At 66.6% G+C, this 12,935-nt stretch carries 12 protein-coding genes; 5 read left to right on the top strand and 7 right to left on the bottom strand.

Annotated features, from left to right (window positions below):
• Positions 1-134 precede the first annotated feature (134 nt).
• Genes hsaA through hsaB form a run of 4 tightly spaced genes read left to right on the top strand, consistent with a single transcriptional unit; the run spans position 135 to position 3,656 of the window.
• Positions 135-1,319 carry a 3-hydroxy-9,10-secoandrosta-1,3,5(10)-triene-9,17-dione monooxygenase oxygenase subunit gene (hsaA, locus tag G6N15_RS06200; RefSeq protein WP_083085530.1) on the top strand — a complete coding sequence of 395 codons (1,185 nt, stop codon included), beginning with the start codon at positions 135-137 and terminating at the stop codon, positions 1,317-1,319.
• A complete protein-coding gene (gene hsaD, locus G6N15_RS06195) occupies positions 1,319-2,188 on the top strand; it encodes a 4,5:9,10-diseco-3-hydroxy-5,9,17-trioxoandrosta-1(10),2-diene-4-oate hydrolase (RefSeq protein WP_083085529.1) in 870 nt (289 codons plus the stop codon). Before hsaA ends, hsaD begins: the two co-directional genes overlap by 1 nt.
• Complete coding sequence (gene hsaC / locus G6N15_RS06190; RefSeq protein ID WP_083085528.1) at positions 2,185-3,090, top strand: iron-dependent extradiol dioxygenase HsaC; 906 nt, start codon at positions 2,185-2,187, stop codon at positions 3,088-3,090. Before hsaD ends, hsaC begins: the two co-directional genes overlap by 4 nt.
• Entirely contained in the window at positions 3,090-3,656 is a 567-nt protein-coding gene (gene hsaB, locus G6N15_RS06185) for a 3-hydroxy-9,10-secoandrosta-1,3,5(10)-triene-9,17-dione monooxygenase reductase subunit (protein ID WP_083085525.1), read from the top strand. The genes hsaC and hsaB overlap by 1 nt, the downstream gene beginning before the upstream one ends.
• Before the next feature lie 27 nt (positions 3,657-3,683).
• Here hsaB and G6N15_RS06180 read toward each other — a convergent pair whose 3' ends face one another.
• Positions 3,684-5,168, bottom strand: a complete 1,485-nt coding sequence (locus G6N15_RS06180) for a PPE family protein (protein ID WP_083085523.1) — start codon at positions 5,166-5,168, stop codon at positions 3,684-3,686.
• Positions 5,169-5,297: 129 nt separating this feature from the next.
• On the bottom strand, positions 5,298-6,434 hold the full coding sequence (locus G6N15_RS06175; RefSeq protein ID WP_232070362.1) for a cupin domain-containing protein: 1,137 nt from the start codon (positions 6,432-6,434) through the stop codon (positions 5,298-5,300).
• 261 nt (positions 6,435-6,695) lie between these two features.
• Between G6N15_RS06175 and G6N15_RS06170 the strand changes: the two genes are divergently transcribed.
• Complete coding sequence (locus G6N15_RS06170) at positions 6,696-7,181, top strand: Rv1419 family lectin (RefSeq protein WP_083085516.1); 486 nt, start codon at positions 6,696-6,698, stop codon at positions 7,179-7,181.
• Between the two features lie 3 nt (positions 7,182-7,184).
• On the opposite strand, the gene G6N15_RS06165 is transcribed toward G6N15_RS06170, so the two are convergent.
• Genes G6N15_RS06165 through fadD3 form a run of 5 tightly spaced genes read right to left on the bottom strand, consistent with a single transcriptional unit; the run spans position 7,185 to position 12,920 of the window.
• Entirely contained in the window at positions 7,185-8,363 is a 1,179-nt protein-coding gene (locus G6N15_RS06165) for a pyridoxal phosphate-dependent aminotransferase (RefSeq protein ID WP_139797706.1), read from the bottom strand.
• Positions 8,360-9,316, bottom strand: coding sequence for an acyl-CoA dehydrogenase IpdE2 (ipdE2, locus tag G6N15_RS06160; protein WP_083085510.1), 957 nt, complete (start codon positions 9,314-9,316; stop codon positions 8,360-8,362). The genes G6N15_RS06165 and ipdE2 overlap by 4 nt, the downstream gene beginning before the upstream one ends.
• Entirely contained in the window at positions 9,313-10,269 is a 957-nt protein-coding gene (locus G6N15_RS06155; RefSeq protein ID WP_083085507.1) for an acyl-CoA dehydrogenase, read from the bottom strand. The genes ipdE2 and G6N15_RS06155 overlap by 4 nt, the downstream gene beginning before the upstream one ends.
• Positions 10,266-11,399, bottom strand: a complete 1,134-nt coding sequence (locus G6N15_RS06150; protein ID WP_083085506.1) for an acyl-CoA dehydrogenase family protein — start codon at positions 11,397-11,399, stop codon at positions 10,266-10,268. The genes G6N15_RS06155 and G6N15_RS06150 overlap by 4 nt, the downstream gene beginning before the upstream one ends.
• On the bottom strand, positions 11,400-12,920 hold the full coding sequence (fadD3, locus tag G6N15_RS06145) for a 3-((3aS,4S,7aS)-7a-methyl-1,5-dioxo-octahydro-1H-inden-4-yl)propanoate--CoA ligase FadD3 (RefSeq protein WP_083085505.1): 1,521 nt from the start codon (positions 12,918-12,920) through the stop codon (positions 11,400-11,402).
• Positions 12,921-12,935 lie beyond the last annotated feature (15 nt).

Raw genomic sequence — 12,935 nt, 5'->3', positions numbered from 1 at the left:
CCGCAGGAATACCCTGCTCGACACAAATCGGAACGTGTTCTAGTCTCTGTCCTAGGTCCTATTGCTCGGCTCCTCCTCGGGCCGAACGGCCCGCATCGGTCGCCGAGCGAAGTCCGCACTCATGGAGGAACCCAGTGACGTCCATTGAACAACGTGACGCCCAGTCGGTCCTAGACGGCATCGACGAACTTCTGCCGAAGCTCCGGCAGCGGGCCCAAGAGACCGAAGACCTGCGCCGGTTGCCTGACGCGACCGTGAGCGAGCTTGCCGAAATCGGGTTCTTCCGGTTGCTGCAACCCAAGCAGTGGGATGGCCTGGAATGCGACCCGACGCTGTTCTACGAGGCGGCTCGCCGGCTGGCCAGCGCCTGCGGGTCCACCGGTTGGGTCGGCTCGATCGTTGGCGTGCACAATTGGCACCTCGCGCTGTTCGACCAGAAGGCCCAGGAGGAGGTCTGGGGCGAGGACACCAATGTGCGGATCTCGTCGTCGTATGCGCCGATGGGCGCGGGCACCGTGGTCGACGGTGGGTACATCGTGAACGGTTCGTGGAACTGGTCGTCGGGATGTGACCACGCGAGCTGGACGTTCGTCGGCGGCCCGGTGATCAAAGACGGCCGGCCGGTGGACTTCGGCAGCTTTTTGATCCCGCGCAGCGAATACGAGATCGAGGATGTCTGGCATGTCGTCGGGCTGCGCGGAACGGGCAGCAACACCCTTCACGTCAAGGACGTCTTCGTGCCGCGGCACCGGTTCTTGTCATACAAGGCGATGAACGACCACACCGCCGGCGGGCTTGTGACCAACACCGCGCCTGTGTACAAGATGCCTTGGGGCACAATGCATCCCACCACTATCACCGCGCCTATCGTCGGCATGGCGTACGGCGCCTACGAGGCGCATGTGGAGCATCAGGGCAAGCGGGTGCGTGCGGCGTTCGCCGGTGAGAAGGCCAAGGACGACCCGTTCGCCAAGGTGCGCATCGCCGAGGCGGCCAGCGACATCGACGCGGCATGGCGCCAGCTGATCGGCAACGTCGGCGACGAGTACGCGCTGCTGGCGGCGGGCAAGGAGATCCCGTTCGCGCTGCGGGCCCGTGCCCGCCGCGACCAGGTGCGCGCGACCGGCCGCGCGATCGCCTCGATCGACCGCCTCTTCGAGGCCTCCGGTGCCACCGCGCTGGCCAACACCGCTCCCATTCAACGGTTCTGGCGCGACGCCCACGCCGGGCGGGTGCACGCGGCCAACGACCCGGAGCGGGCCTACGTCATCTTCGGAAACCACGAGTTCGGGCTCCCCCCCGGCGACACGATGGTCTGATGACCATCACCGAGGAGCTGACGTTCGAGTCCACCTCGCGCTACGTCGAGGTCGACGTCGACGGACCGCTGAAGCTGCACTACCACGAGGCGGGCGCCGGTCAGACGATCGTGCTGCTGCACGGTGGTGGACCCGGCGCGTCGAGCTGGACGAACTTTTCGCGCAACATCGCGGTGCTGGCTCAGTACTTCCACGTGCTGGCGGTCGACCAGCCCGGCTACGGCCACTCGGACAAGCGTGCCGAGCACGGCCAGTTCAACCGCTATGCGGCGCGAGCTTTGAAGGGCCTGTTCGACGAGTTGGGCCTGGGACGTATTCCGCTGGTCGGCAATTCGCTCGGTGGCGGTACCGCGGTCCGCTTCGCGCTCGACTACCCCGATCGGGCCGGACGGCTGGTGCTGATGGGTCCGGGGGGATTAAGCGTCAACCTGTTCGCCCCCGACCCCACCGAGGGGGTCAAGCGGCTCGGGAAGTTTTCCATCGAGCCGACCCGGGAAAACCTCGAGGCGTTCCTACGGGTCATGGTCTACGACCAGAAGCTGATCACCCCGGAGCTGGTCGACCAGCGTTTCGCCTTGGCAAGCACGCCAGAATCGCTGGCAGCGACGGCGGCGATGGGAAAGTCGTTCGCGGGTGCCGATTTCGAAGCCGGCATGATGTGGCGCGAGGTCTACAAGCTGCGCCAACCGGTGTTGCTGATCTGGGGGCGTGAAGACCGGGTCAATCCGCTCGACGGTGCCCTTGTGGCGTTGAAGACGATTCCGCGCGCACAACTGCACGTCTTCGGGCAGTGTGGACATTGGGCGCAGGTGGAGAAATTCGACGAGTTCAACAAGCTGACGATTGACTTCCTCGGAGGTGCGAGATGAGCATCCGGTCATTGGGCTATCTGCGCATCGAGGCCACCGACGTGGCGGCGTGGCGGGAGTACGGCCTGAAAGTCCTCGGCATGGTCGAGGGCAAGGGCAGCACCGAGGGCGCGCTCTATCTGCGGATAGACGACTTTCCGGCCCGCTTGGTGATCGTTCCCGGCGAGCACGACCGGCTCTCGGTGGCCGGCTGGGAATGCGCAAATGCCGAAGGGCTGCAGGAGATCCGGCATCGGCTCGACGTCGAAGGTGTGCCGTATAAGGAAGCCACCGCCGCCGAGCTGGCGGAGCGGCGCGTCGACGAGATGATCCAATTCTCCGACCCGTCCGGTAACTGCCTCGAGGTCTTTCACGGCGCCGCGCTCGAGCACCGCCGGGTGGTCAGTCCGTACGGCCACAAGTTCGTCACCGGCGAGCAGGGGCTGGGCCATGTGGTGCTGTCCACCCGCGACGACACGGAGGCGTTGCACTTCTACCGCGACGTGCTCGGCTTCAAGCTGCGTGACTCGATGCGGCTACCGCCGCAGCTGGTGGGCCGCCCCGCTGACGGGCCGCCGGCCTGGCTGCGCTTCTTCGGCTGCAACCCGCGCCACCACAGCCTGGCATTCATGCCGGCGCCGACCCCCAGCGGCATCGTCCATCTGATGGTCGAAGTCGAAAACGCCGACGACGTCGGGCTGTGCCTGGACCGGGCGCTGCGGCGCAAGGTGCCGATGTCAGCCACGTTGGGCCGCCACGTCAACGACCTGATGTTGTCCTTCTATATGAAGACACCCGGCGGATTCGACGTCGAATTCGGTTGCGAGGGAAGACAAGTCGACGACCACGACTGGATCGCCCGGGAGAGCACGGCGGTCAGCCTGTGGGGACACGACTTCACGGTCGGCGCGCGCGGGCAGTAATGACGGCCGCGCCGATTGATTCGCGCACCTTCCGGCAGGTGCTCGGTCAGTTCTGCACCGGCATCACGATCATCACCACCATGCACGAGGACGCCCCCGCGGGCTTCGCGTGCCAATCCTTCGCCGCCCTGTCGCTGGATCCGCCGCTGGTGTTGTTCTGCCCGACCAAGGTGTCCCGTACCTGGCAGGCCATCGAGGCCAGTGGGAAATTCTGCGTCAACATCCTGCATGAGAAGCAGCAGCACGTCTCGGCGCGGTTCGGCTCGAAGGAGCCGGACAAGTTCACCGGAATCGACTGGCACCCTTCCGAACTGGGTTCACCCGTCATCGAGGGCACACTCGCGCACATCGACTGCACGGTTGCATCGGTGCACGACGGCGGTGACCATTTCGTGGTGTTCGGCGCGGTGCATTCGCTCTCTGAGGTGCCGAGGACCAAGCCGCGGCCGCTGCTGTTCTACCGCGGCGAGTACACCGGCATCGAGCCGGACAAGAACACGCCCGCGCAATGGCGCGACGACCTCGAGGCGTTTCTCACCACCACCACCCAGGACACCTGGCTCTAGTTCCTGCAGCGGGGCCCGACTCGCCGATCAGATGTCAGGCTCGTCGGTGTCGGGGCGCCAACTGCTTGGCATCATCGGCATGGTCGGGCCGCCGACCGAATCGCCGCTCAGCGTGGCCAGCCCGGCCGCTTGTCCCGCACCAGGCTGGTGGGCTGTTCCAGCGAATCCCTGGATGCCCGCGCCCTGATCCGAGGCCGTCACCGGGGCGACTCGGTCGTCGGTGTCTGCCGAAGCGTCGGGCTCGTCATCCGATTCCGGCTCGAGATATTCATAGCGGTGCCCTCGGTCGATCAGTCCAGAGCGCCTGCGCCGGCGCCACTCTGCCTTTGCCCTGTCAGACGCGGCACCCGCCGCCACTGTGGCATCGGGCTGCGGAGACTCCTCCTTGGCGTCGGCGCCGGTGCTCATCGTCGAACCCAGCCCGACACCGGGCGGACCCACCACGTAGGGAGGCGTAAAGCTCTCGCCTCCGCTGGCGGGCGGTGCGGGCGGCGCCGACGGCGGCGCGGTGCTGGGAACAGAGGCCGCGGTGGAGGTGGGCGACGGCGCCGGGGCAGTCACCGAGGCCACGCTGGGTGCGGCAGCCGGCGGAGCCATCCCGACGGCCGGTCCGATCGCGGACGGTGCCGGCGCGGCGACTTCAGGGACGGCGGGTGCTGTGGCGGCTGGCTGAGTCAAGCCGCCCAGCCCGGCCAGGCCCGCGGACGCCGCCATCGGCAGCGCCGGGGCGATCAGGCCCACCGAGAGCTGGGTTAACTGCGTCAGCTGCGGAGCGAACGTGAGGTAGACCTCGCCCTCCCAGCGGGGAATCCAGTAGGTGAGAATCGTGTAGAGCGTCTCGGCGTTCGTCGGATTCGGATTGAGCAACTCATTCTCAAAGGCGCTGAAGATTTTGCCCAAGCGCTCTGTCCACCAGCTCGGATCGGTAGGGCCCGGCCCCTCGTCTTGGCTTCCGCTGCTGGAGCTGCTGTTGGTCTTCTGGATCTGCGGTGGCGGGTCGGTCTGCGGCGTCGAGGCCACCGCCGTGCTCGACACCGTGTGATAGGTCGCCATCGTGGTGGCCGCCTGAACCCACATCCTTGCGTAGTCGGCCTCGTTGAGCGCGATCGGTATCGTGTTGATGCCAAAGAAATTGGTCGCCACCAACACGGCATGGGTCGCATGGTTGGCGGCCAACTCGGCGAGCGTCGGCATGGCCGCCAATGCGGCGGTATACGCCGCGGCCGCCGTCTCATGCTGGGTGGCCGCTGCCGCGCTGACGGCGCTGGCCTGCATCAGCCAGGCCAGGTACGGCACATTGGCTGCGACATACGACTCCGCGCTGGGACCCTGCCACACGCCGGTCTGTACCCCTGCGAGCAACGTGCTGAGCTCCTCAGCAACCGAGGCGTATTCCGCGCTCAACGAGTTCCACGCGCCCGCCGCGGCCAGTAACGACCCGGGCCCTGGACCGCTGGAGAGCAACGCCGAATGCACCTCAGGCGGCGACGCCATCCAGATCGGCGTGGTCATCCCACCGGCAACCTCCTCCTGTTAGCCGCAGACGCGGAGCTGTCCGGACTATTGCCCCGCAAAGGCGATGTTAATCAACCGTTTCGCCCGCGTCGGCATAACCACGGTACGATTCGGGCGTCGCCGTGGTCAGTCGCCGGGCAGCCGAACCAGGAATCCGGTCGTGATCAGCATTCGGGCCAACTCCGTCTGCTGGGCAGCGGTTAGCCCGGGCAGGTCGCCAACGCGGAACGGCTCGGTGTTCTTCGAGACGAACAGCAATGCGGCTTCGTGATCGGAACCGGTCCTGATCAGCAATTGAGCGAACTGCAGTGCGACACCGCCGGGAATGGAGATCACCCGCGAATACAACGGCTGGTATTTCACCACCCGTGTCTGCCCGTCGATTCCGACGGCGTTCGACATCTGGCCGACCGGTGGGCATCTGCCGCGCCGGGCCAGGACGTCCTCCATTGCGCCGAGGCCGTCGGCCAGTGCGCTCGGGTCTTCGACGATTCGAGCGGCCTCGCGCACGACGTCGGCCAGACTGGCGCGCACGTCCGCGTCATCGAGGTGTCGCGGTGGCAGCCTGGTGTGGATGCGGTCGTCGCGCAGACTCAGCGCATGCAGCATGTGGGTGAGAAGCGTGAGCGCGGTGGGCGCGTGCAGCCCGACGGTCAGGTGGACCGATGGTGCCGAAGTTGTCTCGGCCCCATGGATTTTCCCACGCGGCAGATAGAGCACGTCGCCGGCTTCCAGGCGCAGGTCGGTTCGTGACGTAAGCGCGGCCGAGTCGACCTCTTTGCGGCAGTGGATCTCGTGAGGCGGCACGACGGGTTGGTCGGACAGATGCCAGACCTTGGATCCCTGGATCTGCAGGACCAAGACGTCGTGAGGGTCGTAGTGCGGGACGAAACCCGTCGACTCCGGTGGCGTGACGTAGCCGTTGACCCGCGTCGGGAAATTCAGCTCGACCTCGATGGCGTGCGACAGCGTGCCAATCGTGCGCACATACTGCTCGATCGCGTTCAGGATGATCGTGTAGCCATCGGCCAAGCCGCTGCGGACGCGGGCAAGGTCGAGGCTGCCATCAGCCCGTCGGTAGGTGTCTGGGTCCTTATCCTCGCCGTGGCGCACCAGGCGTACCGCCGACGGGTCGAGCCGCACATGCTCGAGAAGTTCGTCAACCGCCGACGCCCCGGGCAGCAGCCGGTCGAAGTAGTCGGCGCGCCCCCGCTTGACGTGGTAATACGTCGACCCCCATATTTCGTCGAGAAAGGTCTGCACCGTCAGCGGTTGAAGCAGCCAGGCTAGCGAGAACTCGACGGTATTCCTCCCTCACACTTCGCGCTGGCGACGCCAGCAGGCTGCCCTGCCGTGTCAGTGCGTCACCCGCGCGTTTGTGAACATGGCCTGGTAAGCATCGCATCAGACCGGCGAGGCGTCGACGCAAAGGCGCCGCTTTCAAAGACCCCGGGCTGCGACAACACTGTCTTGTATCTGCGGCGGACCGTCCGTGGCGGTGTCCGGTGTGAGGAGGAAGCTGGCATGCACGAATCGCGGTTGATGCGCGGTGCGCGTCGGGCCTTGGTCGTCGTCGGTGCGGTGTTCGGTGTCGCGCTGTTAAGCGCCGGTCTGGCGGGTGCCACCGACCCGGTTCAGCTGAAGAGCCGACTGGGCAATTGGTGTCTGGACAACCCGAATGGGAAAAACACTGCGACAGTGGTCAACCCCTGCAATGGGTCCACGTCGCAGCTCTGGAACTTCAACTCTGCCGGTCAGATTGAAAGTGTCGCCTTCGCCGGCAGTTGCCTGAGCATAGGCAACGCGACGGACAATACCCCGGTGGTCCTCTCGGCGTGTCAAACCAATGCCGACGGCGCGCGTTGGAATCTGCAAGCCAATGGTCGAATCACGAGTGCCCTCGGTCCTTGCCTCAACGTTTTCGGCGGTGTGGCGCAGCCCGGAACTCCGGTGATCGCCTACCATTGCATCCCCGACGTTGCCGACGAGCAGTGGGACAGCGTGTCGTGACCGCTACAAACCGCCCTTCTGACCGGCCAGCCACGGGCCAATCCGGCGCAGCGCTTCCTCGATGTCGGAGGTTGGTCCCGCGAATGAAACCCGCACGAACGAGCCACCACGGACGGTGTCGAAGTCGATGCCGGGGGCGATCGCCACCCCCGTATCGGCCAACAACTTCTCGCAAAACTGCAGCGAGTCCGCGGTGTAGTCCGATACATCGGCGTAGACGTAAAACGCGCCGTCGGTAGGAGCAAGCCGGTCAATCCCGATCTCCCGCAAGCCATCCAACAACAGCCGACGATTGACCGCGTACTCATGTAGATGACCGTCGGCTTCGGCGATCGACTCCGGGGTGAACGCCGCAACTGCTGCATACTGCGCCAGCACGGGAGGACAGATGGTGAAGTTGCCGGTCAGACAGTCCACCGCACGGCGCAGCTCCGGTGGCACCAACAGCCAACCCAACCGCCACCCCGTCATCGCGAAGTACTTCGAAAAGCTGTTGACCACCACCGCTTTTCGCGACGTCTGCCAGGCGCAACTGCTCTCCGGCGCGCCTTCGTACACCAAGCCGTGGTACACCTCGTCGCTGATCAACTGCACACCGGAGTCCTCGCACCACGATGCGATCGCCGAGAGCTCGGCTGGCGGGATGACGGTACCGGTGGGGTTGGCCGGGCTGGCCACGACCACACCGCGCGGGCGCGGGTTCAGCGCCGCCAACATGTCTACGGTCGGCTGGAAACGCGTATCGGGACCGCATGGCACGTCCACCACCTCGCAACTTAAGGCGGAGAGGATGTTTCGGTAGCACGGGTAGCCGGGACTGGTGACTACGACGCGGTCGCCGACGTCGAAGCACGCCAGGAACGCCAGCAGAAAGCCGCCCGACGAGCCGGTGGTAATAATGACGTCGTCAGGCTCGACGGTGATGCCATAACGCGGCATGTACCTCTCGGCGATCGCCGTACGGAGTTCCGGAATACCGAGCGCCACCGTGTAACCCAGCGGGCTGCTGTCTAACGCCGCTTTGGCGGCTGCGCGCACCGGCGCCGGTGCTCCCGCGCTCGGTTGGCCTGCCGACAAGTTCACCAGGTCGCCGTGAGTGCGCTGGCGTTCGGCGGCTGCCAGCCAGACATCCATCACGTAGAACGGCGGTATCCCCGCCCGTAGTGCGACAGAAGGGTTCACGTGTTGCTATTCAACACTTCCGGCTCGAGCCGGCGCAGGTGTTCGCGCGGCGGCCCGAGCAGCTGGGAAGTGCCGTGTGCGCGTTTGAAGTACAGGTGCATGTCGTGTTCCCACGTGATCGCGATCCCGCCGTGCAGCTGGATGGCCTCGGCGGCCACCGTGCTGAACGCTTCGCTGGCAGCAACACGGGCCAGAGCTGCTGCAGTCGCCGACGGTTCAGCGATTGCGTCGTTGACCACTGCGCGGGCGGCCTGCAGCGCGACGTACAGGTCCGCCATCCGGTGCTTGAGCGCCTGGAAGCTGCCGATCGGCCGCCCGAACTGCACCCGCTCCTTGGTGTAGTCGACGGTCAGCTCCAGGCAGCGGCCGGCCGCGCCGATCTGTTCGGCGGCCAGCAGGATCGCCGCAATGTCGCTGATGCCCGGATCATCCCCCAGGGGCACTGTGCTCTGCGGGGCTACTCGTCCCAGCCGTCGGGTCGGGTCCAAGGTGTGAACGGGCTCGGCGCTGAACTGCGTCCACCGAACGAGCTTGTCACCGTCGGCCGCCACGACGATATCGGCGACGTCGCCATTGATCACGTAGTCGGGGTCGAACACCACTGCGCCGATCGCGGTGCCCTCGGCCAGCGCCGCGAGCACGTCGGCGTCGGGTTCGTCGGCGGCCAGCAGCGCCACCTCGGCCAGCGTGGTGCCCAGTAGCGGCGTGGGCACCAGCCCCTTGCCGAGTTCCTCGATCACGACGGCGGCATCGCCGAGATCGCCGCTGGCGCCGCCGAGTTCTTCCGGTATTACCAGCGCAGCCGCGCCCACCTGCTCGCAGAGCAGCCGCCACAGCGATTCGTCGTAACCGCGCTCGGATTCCATCGCCGTCCGCACGGCCTCTGGACCGGCGTGCTTGGCCACCAGCGCGGCGACCGTCTCCCGCAGTAGTTCCCGTTCGTCTGTGGTCATGTCAGCGCCTCCAGCACCCGTCTCCGATGCACGGTCGGGTCGCCCCACGCCGGGCGCAGCGCTTGCACGCGCAACAGCCACAGTGACAGGTCGTGTTCGGCAGTGAAGCCGATTGCGCCGTGGGTCTGCAGCGCGGACCGGGCCGCCAACAGAGCGGCGTCGGCGGCGGCCACCTTTGCGGCGCTGACATCTCGGCGCGCGTGCGGGGAATCATCGGCCAGCGACAGCGCGGCCCCGTGGACCAGCGGGCGAGCCAATTCGACAGCGATATGCACGTCCGCCAGTTTGTGCTTGATCGCCTGATACGAGCCGATCACCCGCCCGAACTGGCTGCGCTGCTTGGCGTAGTCGACTGCCGCGTCCAGCAGCGCCTGGCCGGCACCGACCAGTTGCGCAGCGGTGGCCAGCGCGCCGAACTCGTAGGCGCGCGCGACATCGGCGTCCCATCCGTCGCCGGCCGCTTCCACGTCGAACAGGCGTCGGCTCGGATCGATGCACTCGTGACGCGCGCCGACGTCCGCCTCACTGGCCCGGCCATCGCCGGCCAGCAGCACCAGCCCGGCGGCATCGGCATCCACAGCGCGTGGGACCTGCGGCGGCAGCGCGACCGTTGCGATCAATTCACCGGCTGCCAGTGCTGCACACCGTTCATCGTCGGCCAACAGAAGGGGCGCCACCGCAACGGATTCCGTAACAGGCCCCGGCACACACCAGCGGCCGAGCCGCTCCAGCGCGACGACGAGGTCCACCGGGTGTGCGTCGATGCCGTCGAACCGCTCCGGCACCAGCAACGCGGTCACACCCAGATCGGCCAAAACGGCCCAGACCTTGCGGCCGGGCCCGGTGTCGCCAGCGGCCCAGGCGCGCACCGCCCCCGGAACATCGGCCGCCGCCAGCGCGGCGTCGATGCTGGCCGCGAAGTCGCGCTGCTGCGCGTCTAAGTCGAATTTCATCGGCTGTTCTCCCGGGGCAGGCCCAGCAGCCGCTCTGCTATGATGTTGCGCTGAATCTCGTTGGTGCCGGCGTAAATCGGGCCACCGAGTGCGAATAGCAAGCCGTCGCTCCACGCATCGGCCAACTCGCCGTCGGCGCCGCGGATTTCCAGCGCGGTCTGGTGCAGGGCGACGTCGAGATCCGACCAGAACACCTTGGTCACCGACGACTCGGCGCCCAGCTCGCCGCTTTCGGCCAACCGGGTCACCGTGCCGAACGTGTGCAGCCGGTAGGCCTGGGCCTTGATCCACGCGTCGGCAACATGGTCACCGAAGGCACTGTCGCCGTTGTCTTTCCACAACTGGGCGAGGCGTTCAGCGGCAGCCAAGAAGCGGGCCGGGCTGCGCAGTGACATTCCGCGCTCGTTGCTCGACGTGCTCATCGCCGCTCGCCAGCCCTCGTTCACCTGCCCGATCACGTCGCGGTCGGGGACGAAAACGTCGTCGAGGAAGATCTCCCCGAAACCGGTGTCGCCGTTGAGCTGCTTGATCGGGCGCACGGTGATGCCATCGGCACGCAGGTCGAACATGAAGTAGGTCAGGCCGCGGTGCCGCTCCGCAGCCGGATCCGAGCGGAACAACCCGAACGCCCTGTCGCCGAACGGTGCTCGCGAGCTCCAGATCTTCTGACCATTCAACAGCCAGCCGCCCTCGGTCTTCGTGGCGGTCGACCGCAGCGACGCCAGGTCACTGCCGGATTCGGGTTCCGACCAGGCTTGCGCCCAGATCTCCTCACCGCTGGCCATCTTGGGCAACACCCGATCCAGTTGCTCTTCGGTGCCGTGCGCGAACAACGTCGGCGCCAGCATCGACGTGCCGTTGGCGCTGGCCCGGCCCGGGGCGCCCGCGCGGAAGTACTCTTCTTCGAAGACCACCCACTGCAACAGTGTCGCGTCGCGACCGCCGTACTTTCGCGGCCAGGTGATCACTGACAGCCCAGCGTCGAAAAGCACCTTGTCCCACCGTCGGTGCTGTTCGAAACCTTCGGCGGTATCGTACGACTTGGTGGGAAACGACGCCCGGTTGGCCGCCAGGAACTCGTGCACTTCACGCTGGAACGCCAGCGTTTCTTCATCGAAATCAAGGTCCATCTATGGCATCTCTCGCAGTAGGGGCTTGACCACCTTGCCGCCCGCGTTGCGGGGCAGCTCCTCGACAAACCGCACCGAGCGGGGCGTCTTGAAGTTCGCCAACTGCTCACGTGCGTATGTGATTACCGCCGCTTCGTCCAGGCGGGAGTCCGGGCGCTTCACCACAAATGCGCGGCCGACTTCGCCGAGCCGCTCGTCGGGCATGCCGATCACTGCGGCATCCAGCACGCCGTCCAACCGCGCCAGCACCTGCTCGACCTCGGCGGGGTAGACGTTGAAGCCGCCGCAGATGTACATGTCCTTGAGCCGGTCGGTGATCTGCAGATTGCCTGCGGCGTCCAGCTTTCCGACGTCGCCGGTGTGCAGCCAGCCGTCGGCGTCGATGGCCGCCGCGGTGGCCTCCGGGTCGTTGAGGTAGCCCAGCATGACGTTGGGCCCGCGTAGCAACACCTCGTTCTGCTCGCCGATGCGCAGTTCGAAATCGGCGATGGGGCGACCGCAGGTGGTGGCGACTGTGACGGCGTCGTCATCAGCGCGGCACATGGTGCCGAACCCGTTGGATTCGGTCAGGCCGTAGGCGGTCAGCACGATGTCGATGTCCAGCTCGGTCTGCATCCGCTCGATCAACACCACCGGCACCGTGGCCGCACCGGTGACTGCGAAACGCAGTGAGCGCAAGTCGTATTCGCGGCGTGCGGGATGATCGAGCAGCGTTTGATAGATGGTCGGCGGCCCGGGGAGCACCGTGATGCGGTGCTCGGCCACCGCCCGCATCGCCCGCTGCGGGTCGAACGTCAGCAACGGAAATAACGTCGCGCCGGTCTGCAGGCAAGCCAAAATGCCGGCCTTGTAACCGAAGTTGTGGAAAAACGGGTTGATGCAGAGGTAGCGGTCGTCGCTGGTGATCTTGCCGCAGGCCGCCCACGCCGCGGAACCGGCCAGCGATTGTTGGTGTGCGCACAGGACGCCTTTGCTGCGGCCGGTGGTACCTGAGGTGAACAGGATGTCGGAGACGTCGGCGGGGCGCACCGCTGCCGCGCGGGCGTCGGCGGCTTTCAAATCGACGCCGCCTGCCACGAACTCGTCCCACGTGCCGTCGCTGCGGTCCACCGGCACCCGCACGATGTGGCGCAATTCGGGCAGCGCGGCACGGTCGAGGTCGGCGAGCTTGTCGGCGCCGAGGAACTGGCCCATCGCGATCAGCAGTGGAGCGCCAGTGCGCGTCAGGATGTCGGCGGCCTCGGCGGCGGTGTAGCGGGTATTGATCGGCACCATCGTCGCGCCGGCGTAGTGCGTGGCCAGGCACGCCACCACCCAGTGCCAGGTGTTCGGCGACCAGATCGCCACCCGGTCACCGGCTCGAACATCGAGGCTGATCATCGCCGCCGCGGCCTGGCGAACCTCTTGGCGCAGCTGCCCGAAAGTGAGCGTGCGATCGGCCGTGACCAGCGCCGGGTGGTCGGCAAGCTCGCGCGCGATGCGATTTAACACCGCAGGAATGGTCTGCGGATCGCTCGACATCGACGCTCCCGGGCC

This window comes from Mycobacterium noviomagense (assembly GCF_010731635.1).
GTDB classification, from domain to species: domain Bacteria; phylum Actinomycetota; class Actinomycetes; order Mycobacteriales; family Mycobacteriaceae; genus Mycobacterium; species Mycobacterium noviomagense.
The sequence above is the reverse complement of the archived record's forward strand: the minus strand, read 5'-3'. Positions and strand labels throughout refer to the sequence as shown.